Consider the following 25,774-nt stretch of genomic DNA (forward strand, 5'->3'; position numbering starts at 1 on the left):
AGGTGAGTTATCAGAATTATTTGCAGAGCAATGTTACAACGGGGAAAAAATAAAGGCGACCCATAGTCGCATGGTGTCGCCTTCTTTACTTTTGTTACTGATTTGTAAAATTATTTTGCGTCAGCTAAACCATCGAGGTAGCGTTCCGCATCAAGTGCTGCCATGCAGCCTGTACCGGCCGAAGTAATGGCCTGGCGATAAATGTGATCCATCACGTCGCCTGCGGCAAAGACGCCAGGAATGCTGGTCTGGGTGGCATTACCATGAATACCCGACTGTACTTTGATGTAGCCGTTTTCCAGTTCCAGCTGCCCTTCGAAAATCGCAGTATTCGGGCTGTGACCGATAGCAACAAACAGACCGGCAACGTCGAGTGACTCGATGTTATCGCTGTTTTGCGTATCGCGCAGACGAACGCCAGTGACACCCATTTGATCGCCGGTCACTTCTTCCAGCGTACGGTTGGTGTGCAGAATGATGTTGCCGTTCTCCACTTTATCCATCAGGCGCTTAATGAGGATTTTTTCCGCGCGGAAACCGTCACGGCGGTGAATCAGATGCACTTCCGAAGCGATGTTAGACAGATACAGCGCCTCTTCAACCGCGGTATTGCCGCCGCCGATGACCGCAACTTTCTGGTTGCGATAGAAGAAACCGTCGCAGGTTGCACAAGCAGAAACCCCACGGCCTTTAAAGGCTTCTTCAGAGGGCAGGCCGAGATAGCGTGCAGAAGCTCCGGTGGCAATAATCAGCGCGTCGCAAGTGTATTCGCCGTTATCGCCATTCAGACGGAACGGACGGTTTTGCAGATCCACCTTGTTGATATGATCAAAAATGATCTCAGTTTCAAACTTGGTGGCATGTTCGTGCATGCGCTCCATTAATAACGGACCGGTCAGATCGTTTGGATCGCCAGGCCAGTTTTCCACTTCCGTGGTGGTGGTCAGTTGGCCGCCTTTTTCCATGCCGGTAATCAGCACAGGTTGCAGGTTGGCGCGCGCCGCGTAGACAGCAGCGGTGTATCCCGCCGGGCCTGAACCCAGGATAAGCAGTTTACTGTGTTTGGTCGTGCCCATGAGATCCCCATAGTTGTTGGCAGACAATGGGCAGGATTGTAGGGAATTTACAGACGTAAAAAAAGAGTATGACGATTTTGTTAACAATTTGTGCAATCGGCAGCATCGATAAGCAGGTCAAATTCTCCCGTCATTATCACCTCTGCTACTTAAATTTCCCGCTTTATAAGCCGATTAAATGATGAATAAACGCCCCTGTTAATGAATATCTGGCATGTTGTACTAAAAATCGATGTTTTGCTTTGACAATCCCCTGGTGTTTTGCGAAAACATTCGAGGAAGAAAAAAAACAGTATTCTTATATGCGCATAACCATGCATGTAAATACCATGTTTACCGTGCTAGTGAAATCTACGTATGGCGTGGACAGACGCCATTCGTGATGTCGATAGCTGCCACAAGGCAACGGTCTTCTCACCGTAGACCCAGGCATTGCGCGCCGTGAATCTTCATGATTTCGGTCTATCGTGACGGGTAGCGACTCTGAACAGTGATGTTTCAGGGTCAGACAGGAGTAGGGAAGGAATACAGAGAGACAATAATAATGGTAGATAGCAAGAAGCGCCCTGGCAAAGATCTCGACCGTATCGATCGTAACATTCTTAATGAGTTGCAAAAGGATGGGCGTATTTCTAACGTCGAGCTTTCTAAACGTGTGGGACTTTCCCCAACGCCGTGCCTTGAGCGTGTGCGTCGGCTGGAAAGACAAGGGTTTATTCAGGGCTATACGGCGCTGCTTAACCCCCATTATCTGGATGCATCACTTCTGGTATTCGTTGAGATTACTCTGAATCGTGGCGCACCGGATGTGTTTGAACAATTCAATACCGCTGTACAAAAACTTGAAGAAATTCAGGAGTGTCATTTAGTATCCGGTGATTTCGACTACCTGTTGAAAACACGCGTGCCGGATATGTCAGCCTACCGTAAGTTGCTGGGGGAAACCCTGCTGCGTCTGCCTGGCGTCAATGACACACGGACATACGTTGTTATGGAAGAAGTCAAGCAGAGTAATCGTCTGGTTATTAAGACGCGCTAACACGGAACAGGTGCAAAATCGGCGTATTTTGATTACACTCCTGTTAATCCATACAGCAACAGTACTGGGGTAACCTGGTACTGTTGTCCGTTTTAGCATCGGGCAGGAAAAGCCTGTAACCTGGAGAGCCTTTCTTGAGCCAGGAATACACTGAAGACAAAGAAGTCACATTGACAAAGTTAAGTAGCGGCCGCCGCCTTCTGGAGGCGTTGCTGATCCTTATTGTCCTGTTTGCCGTCTGGTTGATGGCTGCCTTACTAAGCTTTAACCCTTCGGACCCCAGCTGGTCGCAAACGGCCTGGCATGAACCTATCCATAATTTAGGTGGGATGCCCGGTGCGTGGTTGGCAGATACGCTGTTCTTTATTTTTGGCGTGATGGCTTACACCATTCCCGTCATTATTGTCGGCGGTTGTTGGTTTGCCTGGCGTCATCAGTCCAGCGACGAATACATTGATTATTTTGCCGTTTCGCTACGCATCATTGGCGTTTTGGCGCTCATCCTTACCTCCTGTGGTCTGGCGGCAATCAACGCTGACGATATCTGGTATTTTGCCTCCGGTGGCGTCATTGGCAGCTTACTAAGCACTACGCTACAACCACTGCTACACAGTAGCGGGGGAACTATTGCGCTGCTCTGCGTTTGGGCAGCGGGCCTGACGTTGTTCACCGGTTGGTCATGGGTGACCATTGCTGAAAAACTCGGCGGCTGGATTTTAAACATTCTCACCTTCGCCAGTAATCGTACCCGTCGCGATGATACCTGGGTCGATGAAGATGAGTATGAAGACGACGCAGAGTATGAAGATGAAAATCACGGCAAACAGCATGAATCACGCCGTGCCCGTATTCTTCGCGGCGCGCTAGCGCGTCGTAAACGGTTGGCGGAAAAATTCATTAATCCGATGGGGCGGCAAACAGACGCTGCGTTGTTCTCCGGTAAGCGGATGGATGATGACGAAGAGATTACCTACACTGCACGCGGTGTGGCTGCCGACCCGGACGACGTCCTATTTTCGGGCAATCGTGCAACGCAGCCAGAATATGACGAATACGATCCATTATTAAACGGTGCGCCAATTACCGAACCTGTCGCTGTAGCAGCTGCTGCTACCACGGCGACACAAAGCTGGGCTGCGCCGGTTGAACCTGTGACTCAGACGCCGCCTGTTGCCTCTGTTGATGTTCCACCTGCGCAACCTACAGTAGCCTGGCAGCCTGTACCGGGTCCACAAACGGGAGAGCCGGTTATTGCTCCTGCACCGGAAGGTTACCCACAGCAGTCACAATATGCGCAGCCTGCAGTGCAATATAATGAGCCGCTGCAACAACCAGTACAGCCGCAGCAGCCGTATTATGCACCTGCAGCTGAACAACCTGCGCAACAGCCGTATTATGCCCCTGCGCCAGAACAACCGGTGGCAGGTAACGCCTGGCAAGCCGAAGAGCAGCAATCCACTTTTGCTCCACAGTCTACATACCAGACTGAGCAAACTTATCAGCAGCCAGCCGCTCAGGAGCCGTTGTACCAACAGCCGCAACCCGTTGAACAGCAGCCTGTTGTGGAGCCTGAACCCGTTGTAGAAGAGACAAAACCCGCGCGTCCGCCGCTTTACTACTTTGAAGAAGTTGAAGAGAAGCGAGCCCGTGAACGTGAACAACTTGCGGCCTGGTATCAACCGATTCCAGAACCGGTTAAAGAACCAGAACCGATCAAATCTTCGCTGAAAGCACCTTCTGTTGCAGCAGTACCTCCAGTAGAAGCCGCTGCCGCTGTTTCCCCGCTGGCATCTGGCGTGAAAAAAGCGACACTGGCGACGGGGGCTGCCGCAACCGTTGCCGCGCCAGTCTTCAGTCTGGCAAATAGCGGTGGACCGCGTCCTCAGGTCAAAGAGGGGATTGGTCCGCAGTTGCCACGACCGAAACGTATCCGCGTGCCAACTCGTCGTGAACTGGCGTCTTACGGTATTAAGCTGCCCTCACAGCGTGCGGCGGAAGAAAAAGCCCGTGAAGCCCAGCGCAATCAGTACGATTCTGGCGATCAGTACAACGATGATGAAATCGATGCGATGCAGCAGGATGAACTGGCACGTCAGTTCGCCCAGACACAGCAGCAACGCTATGGCGAACAGTATCAACATGATGTGCCCGTAAACGCAGAAGATGCAGATGCTGCGGCAGAGGCTGAACTGGCTCGTCAGTTTGCGCAAACTCAACAACAACGTTATTCCGGCGAACAACCGGCTGGGGCGAATCCGTTCTCGCTGGATGATTTTGAATTTTCGCCAATGAAAGCGTTGCTGGATGATGGTCCACACGAACCGTTGTTTACGCCAATTGTTGAACCTGTACAGCAGCCGCAACAACCGGTTGCACCGCAGCAGCAATATCAGCAGCCGCAACAACCAGTTCCGCCGCAGCCGCAGTATCAGCAGCCACAACAGCCGGTTGCGCCGCAGCCACAATATCAGCAGCCGCAACAACCGGTTGCGCCACAGCAGCAATATCAGCAGCCGCAACAACCGGTTGCGCCGCAGCAGCAGTATCAGCAGCCACAACAGCCAGTTGCGCCACAACCGCAGGATACCCTGCTTCATCCGCTGTTGATGCGTAATGGCGACAGCCGTCCGTTGCATAAACCGACGACGCCGCTGCCTTCTCTGGATTTGCTGACACCGCCGCCGAGCGAAGTGGAGCCGGTAGATACCTTTGCGCTTGAACAAATGGCTCGCCTGGTGGAAGCGCGTCTGGCTGATTTCCGTATTAAAGCCGATGTCGTCAATTACTCTCCGGGGCCGGTTATCACTCGCTTTGAATTGAACCTGGCACCGGGCGTAAAAGCGGCGCGCATTTCTAACTTGTCACGGGACCTTGCCCGTTCACTTTCGACGGTGGCGGTGCGTGTCGTTGAAGTTATTCCTGGCAAACCCTATGTAGGTCTGGAGTTACCGAATAAAAAACGACAAACCGTTTATCTGCGCGAAGTTTTGGATAACGCCAAATTCCGCGATAATCCGTCGCCATTAACCGTGGTGCTGGGTAAAGATATCGCCGGTGAGCCGGTGGTTGCCGATCTGGCGAAAATGCCGCACTTGTTGGTTGCGGGGACTACCGGTTCCGGTAAATCTGTCGGTGTGAACGCGATGATCCTGAGCATGCTTTATAAAGCACAGCCAGAAGATGTGCGTTTCATCATGATCGACCCGAAAATGCTGGAGCTTTCGGTTTATGAAGGCATTCCGCATCTGTTAACGGAAGTCGTTACTGATATGAAAGATGCCGCCAACGCGCTGCGCTGGTGTGTTAACGAGATGGAGCGTCGGTATAAACTGATGTCTGCGCTGGGTGTGCGTAATCTGGCGGGTTATAACGAAAAAATTGCTGAAGCCGATCGCATGATGCGTCCGATTCCAGACCCGTACTGGAAGCCGGGTGACAGTATGGATGCCCAGCATCCGGTGCTGAAAAAAGAACCATACATTGTGGTGTTGGTTGACGAATTTGCCGACCTGATGATGACGGTAGGTAAAAAAGTGGAAGAGCTGATAGCACGTCTGGCGCAAAAAGCCCGTGCCGCGGGTATCCACCTCGTACTGGCAACTCAGCGTCCATCGGTTGATGTTATTACTGGTCTGATTAAAGCGAATATTCCGACCCGTATCGCCTTTACCGTATCCAGTAAGATTGACTCACGTACCATTCTTGATCAGGCTGGCGCGGAATCACTGCTGGGTATGGGGGATATGCTCTACTCTGGGCCGAACTCCACGTTGCCGGTACGTGTCCATGGTGCTTTTGTTCGCGATCAGGAAGTTCATGCCGTGGTGCAGGACTGGAAAGCGCGTGGTCGCCCACAGTATGTTGATGGCATCACCTCCGACAGCGAAAGCGAAGGTGGTGCGGGTGGTTTCGATGGCGCTGAAGAACTGGATCCGTTGTTCGATCAGGCGGTGCAGTTTGTCACTGAAAAACGCAAAGCGTCAATTTCTGGCGTACAGCGTCAGTTCCGCATTGGTTATAACCGTGCAGCGCGTATTATCGAACAGATGGAAGCGCAGGGGATTGTCAGCGAACAGGGGCACAACGGTAATCGTGAAGTGCTGGCCCCACCGCCGTTTGACTAATTAATGCATTGCCGGATAAGGCGCGGTAGCGTCGCATCCGGCACTCTATCAACTGAAAATTCAGTATTTTCTTCTTTCCTCAAGCTGATTATTAGCCTGGAATAGAGAGTAGAGGGAACTCCCGATCGGGAGTGACGTAATTTGAGGAATAATGATGAAAAAAATTGCCATCACCTGTGCATTACTCTCAAGCTTAGTAGCAAGCAGCGTTTGGGCTGATGCCGCAAGCGATCTGAAAAGCCGCCTGGATAAAGTCAGCAGCTTCCACGCCAGCTTCACACAAAAAGTGACTGACGGTAGCGGCGCGGCGGTGCAGGAAGGTCAGGGCGATCTGTGGGTGAAACGTCCAAACTTATTCAACTGGCATATGACACAACCTGATGAAAGCATTCTGGTTTCTGACGGTAAAACACTGTGGTTCTATAACCCGTTCGTTGAGCAAGCTACGGCAACCTGGCTGAAAGATGCCACCGGTAATACGCCGTTTATGCTGATTGCCCGCAACCAGTCCAGCGACTGGCAGCAGTACAATATCAAACAGAATGGCGATGACTTTGTCCTGACGCCGAAAGCCAGCAATGGCAATCTGAAGCAGTTCACCATTAACGTGGGACGTGATGGCACAATCCATCAGTTTAGCGCGGTGGAGCAGGACGATCAGCGCAGCAGTTATCAACTGAAATCCCAGCAAAATGGGGCTGTGGATGCAGCGAAATTTACCTTCACCCCGCCGCAAGGCGTCACGGTAGATGATCAACGTAAGTAGAGGCACCTGAGTGAGCAATCTGTCGCTCGATTTTTCGGATAATACTTTTCAACCTCTGGCCGCGCGTATGCGGCCAGAAAATTTAGCACAGTATATCGGCCAGCAACATTTGCTGGCTGCGGGGAAGCCGTTGCCGCGCGCTATCGAAGCCGGGCATTTACATTCTATGATCCTCTGGGGGCCGCCGGGTACCGGCAAAACAACTCTCGCTGAAGTGATTGCCCGCTATGCGAACGCTGATGTGGAACGTATTTCTGCCGTCACCTCTGGCGTGAAAGAGATTCGCGAGGCGATCGAGCGCGCCCGGCAAAACCGCAATGCAGGTCGCCGCACTATTCTTTTTGTTGACGAAGTTCACCGTTTCAACAAAAGCCAGCAGGATGCATTTCTGCCACATATTGAAGACGGCACCATCACTTTTATTGGCGCAACCACTGAAAACCCGTCGTTTGAGCTTAATTCGGCACTGCTTTCCCGTGCCCGTGTCTATCTGTTGAAATCCCTGAGTACAGAGGATATTGAGCAAGTACTAACTCAGGCGATGGAAGACAAAACCCGTGGCTATGGTGGTCAGGATATTGTTCTGCCAGATGAAACACGACGCGCCATTGCTGAACTGGTGAATGGCGACGCGCGCCGGGCGTTAAATACGCTGGAAATGATGGCGGATATGGCCGAAGTCGATGATAGCGGTAAGCGGGTCCTGAAGCCTGAATTACTGACCGAAATCGCCGGTGAACGTAGCGCCCGCTTTGATAACAAAGGCGATCGCTTTTACGATCTGATTTCCGCACTGCATAAGTCGGTACGTGGTAGCGCACCCGATGCGGCGCTGTACTGGTATGCGCGAATTATTACCGCTGGTGGCGATCCGTTATATGTCGCGCGTCGCTGTCTGGCGATTGCGTCTGAAGACGTCGGTAATGCCGATCCACGGGCGATGCAGGTGGCAATTGCGGCCTGGGATTGCTTTACTCGCGTTGGCCCGGCGGAAGGTGAACGCGCCATTGCTCAGGCGATTGTTTACCTGGCCTGCGCGCCAAAAAGCAACGCTGTCTACACTGCGTTTAAAGCCGCGCTGGCCGATGCTCGCGAACGCCCGGATTATGACGTGCCGGTTCATTTGCGTAATGCGCCGACGAAATTAATGAAGGAAATGGGCTACGGGCAGGAATATCGTTACGCTCATGATGAAGCAAACGCTTATGCTGCCGGTGAGGTTTACTTCCCGCCGGAAATAGCACAAACACGCTATTATTTCCCGACAAACAGGGGCCTTGAAGGCAAGATTGGCGAAAAGCTCGCCTGGCTGGCTGAACAGGATCAAAATAGCCCCATAAAACGCTACCGTTAATGTTATCGTTGCGGTAATGTTGTTACTGTATCCCTGTGGTCGCAGGCTGTGGCCACATCTCCCATTTAATTCGATAAGCACAGGATAAGCATGCTCGATCCCAATCTGCTGCGTAATGAGCCAGACGCAGTCGCTGAAAAACTGGCACGCCGGGGCTTTAAGCTGGATGTAGATAAGCTGGGCGCTCTTGAAGAGCGTCGTAAAGTATTGCAGGTCAAAACGGAAAACCTGCAAGCGGAGCGTAACTCCCGATCGAAATCCATTGGCCAGGCGAAAGCGCGCGGGGAAGATATCGAGCCTTTACGTCTGGAAGTGAACAAACTGGGCGAAGAGCTGGATGCAGCAAAAGCCGAGCTGGATGCTTTACAGGCTGAAATTCGCGATATCGCGCTGACCATCCCTAACCTGCCTGCAGATGAAGTGCCGGTAGGTAAAGACGAAAATGACAACGTTGAAGTCAGCCGCTGGGGTACCCCGCGTGAGTTTGACTTTGAAGTTCGTGACCACGTGACGCTGGGTGAAATGCACTCTGGCCTCGACTTTGCAGCTGCAGTTAAGCTGACTGGTTCCCGCTTTGTGGTAATGAAAGGGCAGATTGCTCGCATGCACCGCGCACTGTCGCAGTTTATGCTGGATCTGCATACCGAACAGCATGGCTACAGTGAGAACTATGTTCCGTACCTGGTTAACCAGGACACGCTGTACGGTACGGGTCAACTGCCGAAATTTGCTGGCGATCTGTTCCATACTCGTCCGCTGGAAGAAGAAGCAGACACCAGTAACTATGCGCTGATCCCAACGGCAGAAGTTCCGCTGACTAACCTGGTGCGCGGTGAAATCATCGATGAAGATGATCTGCCAATTAAGATGACCGCCCACACCCCATGCTTCCGTTCTGAAGCCGGTTCATATGGTCGTGACACCCGTGGTCTGATCCGTATGCACCAGTTCGACAAAGTTGAAATGGTGCAGATCGTGCGCCCAGAAGACTCAATGGCGGCGCTGGAAGAGATGACTGGTCATGCAGAAAAAGTCCTGCAGTTGCTGGGCCTGCCGTACCGTAAAATCATCCTTTGCACTGGCGACATGGGCTTTGGCGCTTGCAAAACTTACGACCTGGAAGTATGGATCCCGGCACAGAACACCTACCGTGAGATCTCTTCCTGCTCCAACGTTTGGGATTTCCAGGCACGTCGTATGCAGGCACGTTGCCGCAGCAAGTCGGACAAGAAAACCCGTCTGGTTCATACCCTGAACGGTTCTGGTCTGGCTGTTGGTCGTACGCTGGTTGCAGTAATGGAAAACTATCAGCAGGCTGATGGTCGTATTGAAGTACCAGAAGTTCTGCGTCCGTATATGAACGGACTGGAATATATTGGCTAATACCCAATTTTTCTGAATCTAAAAAGCGCCTGCGGGCGCTTTTTTTGTCTCCCTTTGATACCGAACAATAATTACTCCTCACTTACACGTAATACTACTTTCGAGTGAAAATCTACCTATCTCTTTGATTTTCAAATTATTCGATGTATACAAGCCTATATAGCGAACTGCTATAGAAATAATTACACAATACGGTTTGTTACTGGAATCAATCGTGAGCAAGCTTGAGTGAGCCATTATGAAAACGAAAATCCCTGATGCGGTATTGGCTGCTGAGGTGAGTCGCCGTGGTTTGGTAAAAACGACAGCGATCGGCGGCCTGGCAATGGCCAGCAGCGCATTAACATTACCTTTTAGTCGGATTGCGCACGCTGTCGATAGCGCCATTCCAACAAAATCAGACGAAAAGGTTATCTGGAGCGCCTGTACAGTTAACTGTGGTAGTCGCTGCCCGCTACGTATGCACGTCGTGGACGGTGAAATCAAATATGTCGAAACGGACAATACCGGCGATGACAATTACGACGGCCTGCACCAGGTTCGCGCCTGCCTGCGTGGGCGTTCCATGCGTCGCCGTGTCTACAATCCGGACCGCCTGAAATATCCGATGAAACGAGTCGGGGCGCGCGGTGAAGGCAAATTCGAGCGCATTAGCTGGGAAGAAGCCTACGACATCATCGCGACCAATATGCAGCGCCTGATCAAAGAGTACGGCAACGAGTCTATCTATCTGAACTATGGCACCGGTACGCTGGGCGGCACCATGACCCGCTCCTGGCCGCCGGGAAATACCCTGGTCGCGCGGCTGATGAACTGCTGCGGCGGCTATCTGAACCATTACGGCGACTACTCCTCCGCGCAAATTGCGGAAGGTTTGAACTATACCTACGGCGGCTGGGCAGATGGCAACAGCCCGTCGGATATCGAAAACAGTAAGCTGGTAGTGCTGTTTGGTAATAACCCTGGCGAAACGCGAATGAGTGGCGGTGGGGTGACTTACTATCTTGAACAGGCACGCCAGAAATCTAATGCCCGCATGATCATCATCGATCCGCGCTATACCGACACCGGTGCCGGGCGCGAAGATGAGTGGATCCCTATTCGTCCGGGAACAGATGCCGCACTGGTTAACGGTCTGGCGTACGTCATGATCACTGAAAACCTGGTGGATCAGGCATTCCTCGATAAATATTGCGTTGGCTACGATGAGAAAACCCTGCCAGCCAGTGCGCCGAAAAATGGCCACTATAAAGCTTATATTCTGGGTGAAGGGCCAGATGGCGTGGCTAAAACGCCGGAATGGGCCTCGCAAATCACTGGTGTTCCGGCAGACAAAATCATCAAATTGGCTCGTGAAATCGGTAGTACCAAACCGGCGTTTATCAGCCAGGGATGGGGCCCGCAGCGTCACGCTAACGGTGAAATCGCAACCCGTGCTATCTCGATGCTGGCGATTCTGACCGGTAACGTTGGTATTAACGGAGGCAACAGCGGCGCGCGTGAAGGTTCATACAGCTTACCGTTTGTCCGTATGCCGACCTTGGAAAACCCGATCCAGACCAGCATTTCGATGTTTATGTGGACCGATGCCATTGAACGTGGCCCGGAAATGACGGCGCTGCGTGATGGTGTACGCGGGAAAGATAAGCTGGATGTGCCGATCAAAATGATCTGGAACTATGCCGGTAACTGCCTGATTAACCAGCATTCTGAAATCAACCGTACCCATGAAATCCTTCAGGATGATAAGAAGTGCGAGCTGATTGTGGTTATCGACTGCCACATGACCTCATCGGCGAAATATGCTGACATCCTGCTGCCTGACTGCACCGCTTCCGAACAGATGGACTTTGCGCTGGATGCATCCTGCGGGAATATGTCTTACGTGATTTTCAACGATCAGGTGATTAAACCGCGCTTTGAATGTAAGACCATCTATGAAATGACCAGCGAACTGGCAAAACGTCTTGGCGTTGAGCAACAGTTTACTGAAGGCCGTACCCAGGAAGAGTGGATGCGGCATCTGTATGCCCAGTCGCGGGAAGCGATTCCTGAACTGCCAACGTTTGAAGAGTTCCGCAAGCAGGGGATCTTTAAAAAGCGCGACCCACAAGGGCATCACGTTGCTTATAAAGCCTTCCGTGAAGATCCGCAGGCAAACCCACTGACTACGCCATCGGGCAAAATTGAGATTTATTCGCAGGCGCTGGCTGACATTGCCGCTACCTGGGAATTGCCTGAAGGCGATGTGATCGATCCACTGCCGATCTACACGCCGGGCTTTGAAAGTTATCAGGATCCGCTGAACAAACAGTATCCGCTGCAGCTTACAGGTTTCCACTATAAATCTCGCGTTCACTCAACTTACGGCAACGTTGATGTGCTGAAAGCGGCTTGCCGTCAGGAAATGTGGATCAACCCGCTTGATGCCCAAAAACGCGGTATCCACAACGGCGATAAAGTCAGGATCTTTAACGATCGTGGTGAGGTTCATATTGAGGCGAAAGTGACGCCACGAATGATGCCGGGTGTGGTCGCACTGGGTGAAGGTGCCTGGTATGACCCGGATGCAAAACGTGTCGATAAGGGTGGTTGTATTAACGTACTGACCACTCAACGTCCGTCTCCTCTCGCTAAGGGGAATCCGTCACATACAAACCTTGTTCAGGTTGAAAAGGTGTAAGGAGTAACCGATGACAACCCAGTATGGATTTTTTATTGATTCCAGCCGTTGCACCGGTTGCAAAACCTGCGAGCTGGCCTGTAAAGACTACAAAGATTTGACGCCAGAAGTCAGCTTCCGCCGCATTTATGAATATGCTGGCGGCGACTGGCAGGAAGATAACGGTGTCTGGCACCAGAACGTGTTTGCCTACTATCTGTCGATTTCATGTAACCACTGCGAAGATCCGGCTTGTACTAAAGTCTGCCCGAGCGGTGCGATGCATAAACGTGAAGATGGTTTTGTTGTGGTCGATGAAGATGTGTGCATTGGCTGCCGCTACTGCCATATGGCTTGCCCGTATGGCGCACCGCAATATAACGAAACGAAAGGCCATATGACCAAATGCGATGGTTGTTATGACCGTGTTGCGGAGGGTAAAAAGCCGATCTGTGTTGAATCTTGTCCGCTGCGGGCGCTGGATTTCGGCCCTATCGACGAGCTGCGTAAAAAACATGGCGATCTGGCGGCCGTTGCGCCGTTGCCGCGAGCTCACTTTACCAAACCGAATATTGTGATCAAACCCAATGCCAATAGCCGCCCGACCGGGGATACCACTGGCTATCTGGCAAACCCGAAGGAGGTGTGAGATGGGAAGTGGATGGCATGAATGGCCGCTGATGATCTTCACGGTCTTCGGGCAATGTGTAGCAGGTGGTTTTATCGTTCTGGCTTTGGCGCTGCTCAAAGGCGACCTGCGAGCAGAAGCCCAGCAGCGTGTTATCGCCTGCATGTTTGGTTTATGGGTGCTGATGGGCATTGGCTTTATCGCCTCTATGCTCCATCTTGGTTCACCAATGCGCGCTTTTAACTCGCTCAACCGGGTAGGGGCTTCAGCACTCAGTAACGAAATCGCCAGCGGTTCGATCTTTTTTGCCGTAGGCGGCATCGGCTGGTTGCTGGCAATGCTGAAAAAGCTGTCACCGGCATTGCGTACGCTGTGGCTGATAGTGACGATGGTTCTTGGCGTCATCTTTGTCTGGATGATGGTGCGTGTGTATAACAGCATTGATACCGTTCCGACCTGGTACAGCATCTGGACGCCGATGGGCTTCTTCCTGACGATGTTTATGGGCGGCCCGTTACTGGGTTACCTGTTGTTGAGTCTGGCTGGCGTCGATGGCTGGGTGATGCGTCTGCTGCCAGCAATTTCTGTACTGGCACTGGTAGTGAGTGGCGTGGTGTCAGTGATGCAGGGCGCAGAGCTGGCGACTATTCATAGTTCTGTGCAGCAGGCCGCAGCGCTGGTGCCGGACTATGGTGCGCTGATGTCCTGGCGGATCGTGCTTTTGGCCGTTGCCCTGTGCTTGTGGATTGCACCACAGCTAAAAGGTTATCAGCCTGCGGTTCCGCTACTTTCTGTATCATTCATTCTGCTTCTGGCAGGGGAATTAATCGGTCGCGGCGTATTCTATGGTTTGCATATGACCGTGGGGATGGCCGTCGCAAGCTAATCATAACAACCGGGGTTTCGGCCCCGGTTCTCTTTTATTTCTGCTTCGTTAACGTGTCATAACTGGTCATCAAATTACGATAATCAGGAATGTGGTTAGAGAACAACGTCGCCAGTCCTTCAATATCATTACGCCAGTCGCGATGCAGCTCGCACGCCACGCCGAACCATGTCATCAATTGCGCACCAGCTTGCGACAAGCGATCCCATGCCGAATGCCGGGTAATTTCATTAAAGGTCCCTGACGCGTCAGTCACGACAAAGACGTCAAACCCTTCTTCAATGGCTGAAAGCGCCGGGAATGCCACGCAAACTTCGGTTACCACACCGGCAATAATTAACTGTTTTTTACCTGTCGCTTTGACAGCTTTTACAAAATCTTCGTTATCCCAGGCGTTAATATTTCCCGGGCGAGCAATGTAAGGTGTATCGGGGAATTGTGCTTTCAGTTCTGGAACTAATGGGCCGTTAGGACCGGTTTCAAAACTGGTGGTAAGAATAGTTGGTAAGTTGAAATACTTAGCCAGGTCACCCAGCGCCAGCACGTTATTTTTAAACTTATCGGGTTCGATATCCCGTACAAGGGAAAGTAAACCAGCCTGGTGATCAACAAGCAAAACGGCAGCATCATTTTTATCAAGACGAACATACGGTTTGGTCATCCTCTTCTCCTTTCGAGAGTCAGTGGTACGTCTGAAATCGATCAGACGCGATGCATTGCTCTGAAAGCATAGACGGGAAATATGAGTTTGCTGTGACCATGAAATTTTTCGACTGAACGAAGCGTATGAAATTTGTGTTAGTTCAATAAAAACAATCAGATGAGACTAATCATCTCTTCAGCATTAGCGTTATGAATGAGTAATATAAATCGATAATACCGCCGCTGGGATATCGCGTATTTTCACCCATTGACAATGTTTTTGGCGGTGGCATGATGCGCATGAAATTTGAACTTCCTCACGGTTTTAATTCATGTCCACGTATACCCAGCCTGTCATGCTTTTGCTGTCTGGCCTGCTTTTGTTGACTCTGGCGATTGCGGTGTTAAATACACTCGTGCCGCTTTGGCTCGCCCAGGAACACATGTCCACATGGCAGGTAGGCGTTGTCAGCTCATCCTATTTTACCGGCAACCTTGTCGGTACATTGCTGACAGGGTATGTCATTAAGCGCATTGGCTTTAACCGCAGCTATTATCTGGCCTCCTTCATTTTTGCCGCTGGCTGTGCCGGCCTTGGCCTGATGATTGGATTCTGGAGCTGGTTGGCTTGGCGTTTTGTCGCGGGCGTCGGCTGTGCCATGATTTGGGTGGTTGTTGAGAGCGCGCTGATGTGCAGTGGGACGTCACGTAACCGTGGGCGTTTGCTTGCTGCGTATATGATGGTTTATTACGTGGGAACGTTTTTAGGCCAGTTACTGGTCAGCAAAGTTTCAACCGAGCTGATGTCCGTATTGCCGTGGGTTACAGGTTTGACGTTGGCAGGGATCTTACCGCTGTTGTTTACGCGTGTGCTGAATCAGCAGGCTGAAAACCATGATTCGACGTCAATTACGTCAATGCTAAAACTCCGTCAGGCGCGGCTTGGCGTGAATGGCTGCATTATCTCAGGAATCGTTCTGGGATCTCTATATGGCCTGATGCCGCTGTACCTCAATCACAAAGGGGTGAGCAATGCCAGCATTGGTTTCTGGATGGCGGTACTGGTCAGTGCGGGTATCCTTGGACAATGGCCGATTGGACGTCTGGCGGATAAGTTTGGTCGACTGCTGGTGTTGCGTGTTCAGGTCTTTGTCGTCATTCTCGGCAGTATCGCGATGCTTAGCCAGGCGGCGATGGCCCCAGCGTTATTCATCCTCGGTGCCGCTGGCTTTACGCTATATCCGGTGGCGATGGCATGGGCTTGCGAGAAAGTTGAACATCATCAACTGGTGGCGATGAACCAGGCCTTACTGTTGAGCTATACTGTGGGAAGTCTGCTTGGCCCGTCATTTACCGCTATGCTAATGCAGAATTTCTCCGATAATTTATTGTTTATCATGATCGCCAGCGTATCGTTTATCTATTTGCTGATGCTGCTGCGCAACGCCGGTCATACGCCGAAACCCGTTGCTCACGTGTAAATGAATTCAAGCAGAGTGTGAACTTACTGTTTCACACTCTGCTTTTTTGTTTCTTCTATCTGACTTGCTTTATTCCAAATTTTATTCGTTTAAAAATAAAATGTGCAGCAGGTTATAATTTTGCATTTCGCTATTTCCGCACTTCTTATTTGCCGCGCATAATCCCTCGTTTTACAGATGCCCCTTTAATTTTGGCGAAGGATTTGTCTATGGCTGGGAATGTTCAGGAAAAACAGTTGCGATGGTACAACATTGCGCTGATGTCTTTTATCACTGTCTGGGGTTTTGGCAACGTTGTTAATAACTATGCCAACCAGGGGCTGGTGGTTGTTTTTTCATGGGTGTTTATCTTTGCACTCTATTTCACACCTTATGCGCTAATTGTTGGTCAGTTAGGCTCGACCTTCAAAGATGGGAAGGGCGGGGTCAGTACCTGGATTAAACACACGATGGGACCCGGACTGGCTTATCTCGCCGCGTGGACCTACTGGGTGGTGCATATTCCCTATCTGGCACAAAAACCCCAGGCAATTCTGATTGCGCTCGGTTGGGCGATGAAAGGCGACGGTTCGCTAATCAAAGAATATTCAGTCGTAGCGTTACAGGGGTTAACGCTGGTGCTGTTTATCTTCTTTATGTGGGTTGCTTCACGCGGTATGAAATCGCTGAAAATCGTCGGTTCTGTGGCAGGGATTGCTATGTTTGTTATGTCGCTCCTGTATGTGGCGATGGCGGTAACCGCGCCTGCAATTACTGAAGTGCATATTGCGACCACAAACATTACCTGGGAAACGTTCATTCCTCATATCGACTTTACCTACATTACCACTATTTCAATGCTGGTTTTCGCGGTTGGCGGAGCAGAGAAGATTTCTCCTTACGTTAATCAAACGCGCAACCCAGGAAAAGAATTTCCAAAAGGGATGTTATGCCTGGCGGTGATGGTTGCGGTTTGTGCCATTCTGGGCTCGCTGGCGATGGGGATGATGTTTGATTCGCGTAATATCCCGGATGACTTAATGACCAACGGTCAGTATTACGCCTTTCAGAAGCTGGGCGAGTATTACAACATGGGTAATACTTTAATGGTGATTTACGCCATTGCGAATACCCTGGGACAAGTAGCGGCGCTGGTATTCTCGATTGATGCCCCGCTTAAAGTGCTATTAGGTGATGCTGACAGCAAATATATTCCAGCCAGTTTATGTCGTACCAACGCTTCTGGTACGCCCGTTAATGGCTATTTTCTGACCCTGGTACTGGTGGCGATTCTGATTATGCTGCCGACTCTCGGCATTGGTGATATGAACAATCTCTATAAATGGCTGTTGAACCTTAATTCGGTAGTGATGCCGCTGCGTTATTTATGGGTATTTGTTGCATTTATTGCAGTCGTTCGCTTGGCGCAGAAATATAAACCAGAATATGTCTTTATTCGTAATAAGCCTCTGGCAATGACCGTCGGGATTTGGTGTTTTGCCTTTACCGCCTTTGCCTGTTTGACGGGGATCTTCCCGAAAATGGAAGCCTTCACTGCAGAGTGGACCTTCCAGTTGGCGCTGAATGTTGCAACGCCGTTTGTGCTGGTAGGATTAGGACTGATATTCCCGCTGCTGGCGCGTAAAGCGAATAGTAAATAATTATTGTGGTCGGTGACGCTGACTCTGGCAGATCTGACCCGTTTTTACATAATCGAGAAATGCGCGCAAGCCGCAGGACATATACTGGCGGTTTGGATAATAGATCTGGAAGCCTGGACGCTCTGTGCTCCAGTCTTCCAGTACACATTCTAAACGACCAGTATCAAGGTACTCCTTGATCTGTTCATAGAGCAGATACCCGATACCAGCACCCATCAAAACGGCCTCCAGTTCAGCATCAACATCATCCAGAATGATATTTCCTGCGACAGCAATTTCCAGCTCCTTTGCAAATTGCCAGTGGAAAGGTTTGCCGCTGGGATAACGAAAAACAACACATTGATGATTAAGCAGATCATGAGGATGGCGGGGTTTGCCATATCTTGCAAAGTACTCTGGCGTTGCTGCTACACATAATTTCACTGGCGGGCCGATCGCCACGCTGATCATATCTTTTTCGACGATGCAACTAAGTCGAACGCCAGCGTCAAAGCCCTGTTGGACGATATCGACAAGAGAGTCGTCAGTTGTGAGCTCGACTTTAATATCAGGATATTCACGTGTGAAACCAACCAGTAAAGACATTAAAAATATACGTGCAGCTACCCGGGCGGCATTGATTTTGAGCGTTCCTGTCGGTGTCAGACGAAAATCATTCATCTCATCTAACATGATCTGAATTTCGTCGAAAGCTGGGCGCAATCGTTCATAGAGATTAGAACCCGCTTCCGTTAACGATACGCTTCGGGTTGTCCGATTGAATAAGCGAATTTTAAGACGTTGTTCCAGTGTTTTAATACTATGGCTAATGGCGGACGAGGATAAGCCTAACTCATCGCCCGCTGCACGAAAGCTTTGATTACGGGCCACGGCAAAGAAAGTGGCAAAGTCAGACATATTCATCCGCATTAGTGAAAATCCTTCATTAACTCATCCTGAATCATCACGTTTACAGGATTATGCCGCCTGCGTAAAGTGCGCTCCAGAACTTAACGTGGAGGTAAAATTATGCAGTCTGAACGTATTTATTTGGTATGGGCCCATCCTCGTCATGATTCATTGACCGCACATATTGCTGATGCGATCCATCAGCGGGCAATGGAGCGGAAAATACAGGTGACGGAACTCGATTTATATCGGCGTAATTTCAACCCAGTGATGACGCCGGAAGATGAACCAGACTGGAAGAATATGGATAAACGTTATTCTCCAGAGGTTCATCAGCTTTATTCAGAGCTGCTTGAACATGACACGTTAGTGGTGGTTTTTCCTCTCTGGTGGTACAGCTTCCCGGCAATGCTAAAAGGATATATTGACAGAGTATGGAATAATGGGCTGGCTTATGGAGATGGGCACAAATTACCATTCAATAAAGTTCGTTGGGTGGCGCTGGTTGGAGGAGACAAAGAATCATTTGTCCAGATGGGCTGGGAAAAAAATATAAGCGATTATTTAAAAAATATGTGCAGTTATCTTGGTATTGAAGATGCCGATGTCACTTTCTTGTGTAATACAGTGGTATTCGATGGGGAAGAACTTCACGCGAGCTATTATCAGTCGTTATTATCTCAGGTACGGGATATGGTAGATGCACTATAAGATGTGTTAAAAACGCTGTAGCAGAATGAAGCGCGGAATAAAAAAGCGGCAACTCAATAAAGTTGCCGCTTTACGGGGAAATTAGAACATTACCTTATGACCGTACTGCTCAAGAATGCCTTTCACGCGTTCCATGGTCTCTTTCTTCGGTGGTTTAACACCGTCGAGTTTGTACTCTTCACCCATTGCCACCCATTTGTGTTTGCCCAGCTCGTGGTAGGGGAGAAGCTCGATTTTCTCAACGTTGCCCATATCACGGGTAAATTCACCGAGGCGATGCGCTGAATCGTCATCGTCAGACCAGCCTGGGACAACAACGTAGCGGATCCACACCTTCACATTTTTGTTCGCCAGATATTTAGCGAACTCCAGCGTGCGGTGGTTGGAAACTCCAACCAGATTTTGGTGGATCTCGTCGTTCATCTGTTTGAGATCGAGCATTACCAGGTCGGTTACTTCCAGCAGTTCATCAATCACCGGATCGTAACGACGAACAAAACCGTTGGTGTCCAGACAGGTATGAATGCCTTCTTTTTTGCAGGCGCGGAACCAGTCACGAACAAACTCAGCTTGCAGGATTGCTTCACCGCCGGATGCGGTAACGCCGCCGCCGGAAGCGTTCATAAAGTGGCGATAGGTCACCACTTCCTTCATCAAATCTTCAACGGTAACTTCTTTACCGCCATGCGTGTCCCAGGTGTCGCGGTTATGACAATACAGGCAGCGCATCAGGCAGCCCTGGAAAAAGGTGATAAAGCGAATACCCGGGCCGTCTACGGTTCCACAGGATTCAAAGGAGTGAATGCGACCAATAACTGACATTGCGGTGTTTCTCCAGATGTGGCCCATCTGAGGCCGTGTTGGTGCGCAGCTCGAAGGCTACGTCGAGTCTGTTTTGGCAGTCACCTTAAAGTATAGATAGCTGACAAAAAAGGCTCTCGCGCTAAAAAAGGCCCCACTTTCGTGGAGCCTTTATTGTACGCTTTTTACTGTACGATTTCAGTCAAATCTAATTACATAGATTGAGTGAAGGTACGAGTAATAACGTCCTGCTGCTGTTCTTTAGTCAGCGAGTTGAAACGTACTGCGTAGCCAGATACACGGATGGTCAGCTGCGGATATTTTTCCGGGTTTTCCATCGCGTCGAGCAGCATTTCACGGTTCATCACGTTAACGTTCAGGTGCTGACCACCTTCGATGGATGCTTCGTGGTGGAAGTAACCATCCATCAGACCAGCCAGGTTGGTCTTACGAACTTCGTCGTCTTTACCCAGTGCGTTCGGAACGATAGAGAAGGTGTAGGAGATACCATCTTTAGCGTAAGCAAACGGCAGTTTAGCAACGGAAGTCAGAGAGGCTACTGCACCTTTCTGGTCACGACCGTGCATCGGGTTAGCACCCGGTCCGAACGGCGCGCCAGCACGACGACCGTCTGGGGTGTTACCCGTTTTCTTACCATACACAACGTTAGAAGTGATGGTCAGAACAGACTGAGTCGGGATAGCGTCACGGTAGGTGTGCAGTTTCTGAATTTTCTTCATGAAACGTTCTACCAGGTCAACAGCCAGGTCATCTACACGCGGATCATTGTTACCAAACTGCGGGTATTCGCCTTCGATTTCGAAGTCGATAGCCAGACCGTCTTCGTCACGAATCGGTTTAACTTTCGCATATTTGATTGCAGACAGGGAGTCAGCAGCAACGGACAGACCAGCGATACCACACGCCATGGTGCGGATAACGTCACGGTCGTGCAGCGCCATCAGAGAGGCTTCGTAGCTGTACTTGTCGTGCATGTAGTGGATGATGTTCAGTGCAGTGATGTACTGTTTAGCCAGCCAGTCCATGAAGTGATCCATGCGCTCCATCACTTCATCATAGTTCAGGACATCGCCTTTGATCGGTTCAGACTTCGGACCAACCTGCATTTTCAGTTTTTCGTCAACGCCGCCGTTGATTGCGTACAGCATGGTTTTCGCCAGGTTTGCACGCGCACCGAAGAACTGCATTTGTTTACCAACGATCATCGGGCTTACGCAGCAAGCAATAGCGTAGTCATCGTTGTTGAAGTCCGGACGCATCAGGTCATCGTTCTCATACTGCAGAGAAGAGGTGTCGATGGACACTTTAGCGGCGAATTTCTTGAAGTTCAGCGGCAGTTTTTCAGACCACAGAATGGTCATGTTCGGTTCCGGAGACGGACCCATGGTGTACAGGGTGTTCAGGAAACGGAAGCTGTTTTTGGTAACCAGGGTACGACCGTCGAGGCCCATACCACCGATAGATTCGGTTGCCCAGATCGGGTCGCCAGAGAACAGTTCATCGTATTCCGGAGTACGCAGGAAGCGAACCATACGCAGTTTCATGACCAGGTGGTCAACCATTTCCTGCGCTTCTTGTTCGGTGATCTTGCCAGCTTTCAGGTCACGTTCGATGTACACATCCAGGAAGGTGGAGGTACGACCGAAGGACATTGCAGCACCGTTCTGAGACTTAACAGCAGCCAGGTAGCCGAAGTAAGTCCACTGGATAGCTTCCTGAGCGTTGGTAGCCGGACCAGAGATGTCGTAGCCGTATTTCGCAGCCATTTCTTTCATCTGACCCAGAGCGCGGTGCTGTTCAGCGATTTCTTCGCGCAGACGGATAGTCTGTTCCAGGTTTACGCCGTTTTCCAGATCAGCCTGCAGAGAAGTGAACTGTGCCAGTTTGTCTTTCATCAGGTAGTCGATACCGTACAGCGCAACGCGACGGTAGTCACCGATGATACGGCCACGGCCATATGCATCTGGCAGACCGGTCAGAACACCAGATTTACGGCAACGCAGGATGTCCGGAGTGTAAACGTCGAACACGCCCTGGTTGTGAGTTTTACGGTATTCAGTGAAGATTTTTTTGATCATCGGATCCAGTTCGCGGTTGTACGCTTTGCAGGAACCTTCGATCATTTTGATACCACCAAACGGGATAAGAGCACGTTTCAGCGGAGCTTCAGTCTGCAGACCAACGATTTTCTCAAGCTGCTTGTTGATGTAGCCAGCGTCGTGAGAGGTGATGGTGGAAGCAACAGCGGTGTCAAAGTCAACTGGCGCGTGAGTGCGGTTTTCCAGTTTAACGCCTTCCATTACTTTGTCCCACAGGGTGGTGGTCGCTTCAGTAGCGCCAGCCAGGAAGGACTCGTCACCCTCGTACGGAGTGTAGTTTTTCTGAATGAAGTCACGGACGTTTACTTCATTCTGCCAGTCACCTTTGGTAAAACCTTCCCAGGCTGTGGCTAACTTTTCATTAAGCTCGGACATGTAACACCTACCTTCTTAAGTGGATTTTTTATTTACTGCGTACTTCGACAACCATTAATGGTGGTCGTTTTCACGCAGGTAAATGACCCAGTATGTCAACCCAACCAACAAACCACCACCGATAATGTTGCCGATCGTAACCGGAATCAGGTTATCAGTGATGAAATTCATCACGGTCAGGTGAGAAAAATTTTCCGGTGCAGAACCGACTGCGGTCCAAAATTCCGGGGATGCGAAGTCGCGGATTACAATACCCATCGGGATCATAAACATGTTTGCGATACTGTGCTCAAAACCGCTGGCAACAAACATCGCGACCGGCAGCACCATAATGAACGCTTTGTCCATCAGGCTGCGGCCAGAATAACTCATCCATACTGCCAGACATACCATCAGGTTTGCCAGGATACCAAGACAGACGGCCTCAATAAAAGTATGGTGCACTTTGTGGTCGGCGGTTTGTAGGACGTTTAGTCCCCATTGACCATTTGCGGTCATATACTCGCCGGAAAGCCACATTAAAAGTACAAACAGCAGTGCGCCGACCAGGTTGCCAAAATAGACATTTAGCCAGTTTTTCGCCAACTGACCCCAGGTGATGCGCCCACTCGCCTTAGCAACAACAATCAACACGGTGGAAGTAAAGAGATCGGCTCCGCAGACAACACAAAGAATCAGCCCCAGAGAGAAGCAAATGCCGCCAACCAGTTTTGCCATGCCGAAGGGCATTGTGCCTGTGCCAGTGGTTGCTGTGATATAGAAGACGAATGCGATTGAGATGAAAACACCGGCGGTAATCGCCAGATAGAAAGTCTTAAGCGGATGTTTCGTTGCTTTATAGACACCCGCCTCTTCGGCCACTTTGGCCATTGCAGCAGGAAGTAAAAGATCAAAAGGGTTGTCAGCTTTCACACTAACTCTCTCTTTATTAAGTCGGCGACGAGATACTAACAAAGCATTATAGATGAGAAATTGATATAGATCATATCTCGCCTGGCTTATAGGCCCGTAACTCGCATGGTTTTTATGCAAATACGGAGTAACTATTTGATTATCCAAATAAAAATAAATTTTAAAAATTAACAAATGAGTTGAATTTTTTCCGCATCCTCCGCTAAAACAGTTAATTAAAAGGGAGCATCAGGCGAATAAAGTAACAATATCGATCGTATTTATTAAATACAAATTACCGATATTTAACCTTATAATTACAATTATTTTATTAATGCAAATATATGTAAAGCGGGGCATTAAAAAAACGCCCCGTAATATAACTCAGACTAATCATTAAGCCTACATTGCGTAGGCTATTTGATTTTATTTTGCCCAGAATGCTGCTTTGGCGCGCTGCAGCTTTTCGTAGGCCTTCAACAACGACTGATGTGCAGCAAACGCGTGCAGATCGCTATCTACCGGTTGCAGGCCGTAAAACGCCGCTTCGCCGCTCATTGCCGCACTGGCGGCTTCTACGGCATCTGCGCCGTACATGCGAACAAACGCATTCAGATATTGCAGCGGCTGGCGATCTTCTTCCTGTGCCAGTAATAACAACGTTTGCAGGCAGCGATAATAGTTGGCGCGTTCCGGACTAAATACTGATGAGTTAAACTCCATCGTCCATTCGGTCCAGACCAGAGCCTGTTCCAGATCGCCACCAGCCAGCGCCAGCATGGCTTTTAATTCACCGATACGCAGGGTGTACCAACCGTTATCCGACCCGGTCGCCAGACCCAACAGCTCACGCACGCGGGTAAAGTCATCAAAACCTTCTTCATCCAGTTGCTCGATGAGGTTCAGGTAAACTTCTTTTTCCCACTCGCTGCCTGGTAGCGAAAGAATCGTTTCACGTAAATGGCTGCCCATACTGTTATTCGCGAGCCACAGATCTTCAGCCGGATAAATATCGGACATGCCAGGCACGATAATACGGCAAGCATAAACGCCCAGATGCTCGTAATCGGCAATATAAACTTCTTTATCTTCTTTGTTGAAGATAGCCATCAGTGTGGCGAACTCTTCTTCCGTGGTGCCGGAGAAATTCCAGTCCACAAACGGATAATCGGCATCCTGCTTGAACAGGTCCCAGGAGATTAAACCGCTGGAATCGATAAAGTGCGTTTCGAGGTTGGTATGTTCAGCGACTTCTTCATCATCGAAGGTTGGCGGAGTAAACACATCCAAATCTTTCAGGCCACGACCTTGCAGCAGCTCGGTCACGGTACGTTCCAGTGCTACGCCAAAATCAGGATGCGCACCGAAAGAGGCAAAGCAGGTACCGTTAGCAGGATTGAACAGTACCACGCAAATCACCGGATACTGGCCGCCAAGCGAACCGTCATAAGCGAAGATTGGGAAACCCTCCGCTTCCAGCGTTTCGATGGCTTCAACTACTGCTGGGTAACGCGCCAGCACGTCTGCCGGGATCTCTGGCAGGCTGATGCTTTCAGCAATAATGCGGTTTTTCACGTAGCGTTCGAAAACTTCAGACAATCCCTGAACGCGTGCTTCGTTGCGGGTATTACCTGCGGACATACCGTTGGAGACGTACAGGTTACCAATGATATTCATCGGAATATAAACGGTCTGATTGTCGGACTGACGCGTAAACGGCAGGCCGCAAATACCACGATCTTCGTTACCGGATTGTAGGTCAATCAGCATGCTGCCGGTCAGTTCATTCTCCGGATCATAAAACGCGCGCAGACGGTCATCGAGCAGCCCTTCTGGCACATCGTCATTTTCGGTCAGTGGGAACCATTTTTCGTTGGGATAATGCACGAACGGACCGTTGGCGATGGTTTCGCCCAGCCAGAAGTCCGCAAAAAAGTAGTTGGTTGAGAGACGCTCGAAATATTCACCGAGTGCAGAAGCCAGCGCCGCTTTCTTGGTTGCGCCTTTACCGTTGGTAAAACACAGTGCGCACTCTTTGTCGCGAATATGTACAGACCAGACGTTAGGCACGGGATTCAGCCAGGAGGCCTCTTCAATCTGAAAGCCGAGGTCTGAAAGTTTTTGCTGGAAGCGAGCGATGGAATCTTCCAGAGCGGCATCTTTGCCGGGGATAAATGTTTGCGTCATGAAAATCACTTTAGTCGTACGGAAAGCGCGCAATAATACGGGTTTTATCTCAAAGGCGCTATCACCGCCGCCATGCCGATGAACTGTTGACTATGCTTTTAGCGGATAAACCACGTTAAG

The 25,774-nt window shown here is 50.3% G+C and carries 18 protein-coding genes; 11 read left to right on the plus strand and 7 right to left on the minus strand.

Going from position 1 to position 25,774, the window contains the following annotated elements; genetic code table 11:
• Positions 1-110: 110 nt before the first annotated feature.
• Entirely contained in the window at positions 111-1,076 is a 966-nt protein-coding gene (gene trxB, locus RTW80_RS02870) for a thioredoxin-disulfide reductase (RefSeq protein ID WP_000537418.1), read from the minus strand.
• Positions 1,077-1,620: 544 nt separating this feature from the next.
• Between trxB and lrp the strand changes: the two genes are divergently transcribed.
• From lrp to dmsC, 8 genes are all read left to right on the plus strand, one after another.
• Positions 1,621-2,115, plus strand: coding sequence for a leucine-responsive transcriptional regulator Lrp (lrp, locus tag RTW80_RS02875; protein WP_000228473.1), 495 nt, complete (start codon positions 1,621-1,623; stop codon positions 2,113-2,115).
• 134 nt (positions 2,116-2,249) lie between these two features.
• Positions 2,250-6,239, plus strand: a complete 3,990-nt coding sequence (gene ftsK / locus RTW80_RS02880; protein ID WP_000077006.1) for a DNA translocase FtsK — start codon at positions 2,250-2,252, stop codon at positions 6,237-6,239.
• A gap of 154 nt (positions 6,240-6,393) precedes the next feature.
• The gene (gene lolA / locus RTW80_RS02885; protein ID WP_001295343.1) at positions 6,394-7,005 is read left to right on the plus strand and encodes an outer membrane lipoprotein chaperone LolA; all 612 of its coding nucleotides are present in this window, start codon (positions 6,394-6,396) and stop codon (positions 7,003-7,005) included.
• Between the two features lie 10 nt (positions 7,006-7,015).
• Positions 7,016-8,359 (plus strand): replication-associated recombination protein RarA, encoded by a 1,344-nt coding sequence (gene rarA / locus RTW80_RS02890; RefSeq protein WP_000067755.1) that lies wholly within the window; start codon positions 7,016-7,018, stop codon positions 8,357-8,359.
• Between the two features lie 90 nt (positions 8,360-8,449).
• Positions 8,450-9,742, plus strand: a complete 1,293-nt coding sequence (serS, locus tag RTW80_RS02895; RefSeq protein WP_000886683.1) for a serine--tRNA ligase — start codon at positions 8,450-8,452, stop codon at positions 9,740-9,742.
• A 238-nt stretch (positions 9,743-9,980) separates the two neighbouring features.
• The gene (dmsA, locus tag RTW80_RS02900; RefSeq protein ID WP_000850303.1) at positions 9,981-12,425 is read left to right on the plus strand and encodes a dimethylsulfoxide reductase subunit A; all 2,445 of its coding nucleotides are present in this window, start codon (positions 9,981-9,983) and stop codon (positions 12,423-12,425) included.
• Positions 12,426-12,435: 10 nt separating this feature from the next.
• Complete coding sequence (gene dmsB / locus RTW80_RS02905) at positions 12,436-13,053, plus strand: dimethylsulfoxide reductase iron-sulfur subunit DmsB (protein ID WP_000213098.1); 618 nt, start codon at positions 12,436-12,438, stop codon at positions 13,051-13,053.
• A 1-nt stretch (position 13,054) separates the two neighbouring features.
• Positions 13,055-13,918: a dimethyl sulfoxide reductase anchor subunit DmsC gene (gene dmsC / locus RTW80_RS02910; protein ID WP_032247738.1), complete on the plus strand. Its 864-nt coding sequence runs from the start codon at positions 13,055-13,057 to the stop codon at positions 13,916-13,918.
• A 34-nt stretch (positions 13,919-13,952) separates the two neighbouring features.
• Here the strand turns inward: dmsC and ycaC are convergent, their stop codons facing one another.
• A complete protein-coding gene (gene ycaC, locus RTW80_RS02915) occupies positions 13,953-14,579 on the minus strand; it encodes an isochorismate family cysteine hydrolase YcaC (protein WP_000165879.1) in 627 nt (208 codons plus the stop codon).
• A 313-nt stretch (positions 14,580-14,892) separates the two neighbouring features.
• Here ycaC and RTW80_RS02920 point away from each other — a divergent pair, with 313 nt between their 5' ends.
• Positions 14,893-16,041, plus strand: a complete 1,149-nt coding sequence (locus RTW80_RS02920; protein WP_000109259.1) for an MFS transporter — start codon at positions 14,893-14,895, stop codon at positions 16,039-16,041.
• A 209-nt stretch (positions 16,042-16,250) separates the two neighbouring features.
• On the plus strand, positions 16,251-17,681 hold the full coding sequence (locus RTW80_RS02925) for an APC family permease (RefSeq protein ID WP_000918506.1): 1,431 nt from the start codon (positions 16,251-16,253) through the stop codon (positions 17,679-17,681).
• Here the strand turns inward: RTW80_RS02925 and RTW80_RS02930 are convergent, their stop codons facing one another.
• Complete coding sequence (locus RTW80_RS02930) at positions 17,682-18,590, minus strand: LysR family transcriptional regulator (RefSeq protein WP_001242684.1); 909 nt, start codon at positions 18,588-18,590, stop codon at positions 17,682-17,684.
• 99 nt (positions 18,591-18,689) lie between these two features.
• Between RTW80_RS02930 and RTW80_RS02935 the strand changes: the two genes are divergently transcribed.
• Complete coding sequence (locus RTW80_RS02935; protein WP_001190363.1) at positions 18,690-19,280, plus strand: NAD(P)H oxidoreductase; 591 nt, start codon at positions 18,690-18,692, stop codon at positions 19,278-19,280.
• Positions 19,281-19,361: 81 nt separating this feature from the next.
• Here RTW80_RS02935 and pflA read toward each other — a convergent pair whose 3' ends face one another.
• The 4 genes from pflA to ycaO form a co-directional block, all read right to left on the minus strand.
• Positions 19,362-20,102 carry a pyruvate formate lyase 1-activating protein gene (pflA, locus tag RTW80_RS02940; RefSeq protein ID WP_000111043.1) on the minus strand — a complete coding sequence of 247 codons (741 nt, stop codon included), beginning with the start codon at positions 20,100-20,102 and terminating at the stop codon, positions 19,362-19,364.
• A gap of 191 nt (positions 20,103-20,293) precedes the next feature.
• Complete coding sequence (pflB, locus tag RTW80_RS02945; RefSeq protein WP_001292822.1) at positions 20,294-22,576, minus strand: formate C-acetyltransferase; 2,283 nt, start codon at positions 22,574-22,576, stop codon at positions 20,294-20,296.
• A gap of 54 nt (positions 22,577-22,630) precedes the next feature.
• Positions 22,631-23,488, minus strand: a complete 858-nt coding sequence (gene focA, locus RTW80_RS02950; RefSeq protein WP_000642546.1) for a formate transporter FocA — start codon at positions 23,486-23,488, stop codon at positions 22,631-22,633.
• Positions 23,489-23,893: 405 nt separating this feature from the next.
• On the minus strand, positions 23,894-25,654 hold the full coding sequence (ycaO, locus tag RTW80_RS02955; protein ID WP_032247746.1) for a 30S ribosomal protein S12 methylthiotransferase accessory factor YcaO: 1,761 nt from the start codon (positions 25,652-25,654) through the stop codon (positions 23,894-23,896).
• Positions 25,655-25,774: the final 120 nt, after the last annotated feature.

This window comes from Escherichia sp. AM3, from assembly GCF_032029835.1.
GTDB lineage: Bacteria > Pseudomonadota > Gammaproteobacteria > Enterobacterales > Enterobacteriaceae > Escherichia > Escherichia coli.

Coding starts and splice junctions, on each gene's coding strand:
- RTW80_RS02930 (WP_001242684.1), bottom strand. CDS start 18,590: ATGCGGATGAATATGTCTGACTTTGCCACTTTCTTTGCCGTGGCCCGT.
- lrp (WP_000228473.1), top strand. CDS start 1,621: ATGGTAGATAGCAAGAAGCGCCCTGGCAAAGATCTCGACCGTATCGAT.
- serS (WP_000886683.1), top strand. CDS start 8,450: ATGCTCGATCCCAATCTGCTGCGTAATGAGCCAGACGCAGTCGCTGAA.
- dmsC (WP_032247738.1), top strand. CDS start 13,055: ATGGGAAGTGGATGGCATGAATGGCCGCTGATGATCTTCACGGTCTTC.
- dmsA (WP_000850303.1), top strand. CDS start 9,981: ATGAAAACGAAAATCCCTGATGCGGTATTGGCTGCTGAGGTGAGTCGC.
- RTW80_RS02925 (WP_000918506.1), top strand. CDS start 16,251: ATGGCTGGGAATGTTCAGGAAAAACAGTTGCGATGGTACAACATTGCG.
- RTW80_RS02920 (WP_000109259.1), top strand. CDS start 14,893: ATGTCCACGTATACCCAGCCTGTCATGCTTTTGCTGTCTGGCCTGCTT.
- trxB (WP_000537418.1), bottom strand. CDS start 1,076: ATGGGCACGACCAAACACAGTAAACTGCTTATCCTGGGTTCAGGCCCG.
- dmsB (WP_000213098.1), top strand. CDS start 12,436: ATGACAACCCAGTATGGATTTTTTATTGATTCCAGCCGTTGCACCGGT.
- RTW80_RS02935 (WP_001190363.1), top strand. CDS start 18,690: ATGCAGTCTGAACGTATTTATTTGGTATGGGCCCATCCTCGTCATGAT.
- pflB (WP_001292822.1), bottom strand. CDS start 22,576: ATGTCCGAGCTTAATGAAAAGTTAGCCACAGCCTGGGAAGGTTTTACC.
- pflA (WP_000111043.1), bottom strand. CDS start 20,102: ATGTCAGTTATTGGTCGCATTCACTCCTTTGAATCCTGTGGAACCGTA.
- lolA (WP_001295343.1), top strand. CDS start 6,394: ATGAAAAAAATTGCCATCACCTGTGCATTACTCTCAAGCTTAGTAGCA.
- ycaO (WP_032247746.1), bottom strand. CDS start 25,654: ATGACGCAAACATTTATCCCCGGCAAAGATGCCGCTCTGGAAGATTCC.
- ycaC (WP_000165879.1), bottom strand. CDS start 14,579: ATGACCAAACCGTATGTTCGTCTTGATAAAAATGATGCTGCCGTTTTG.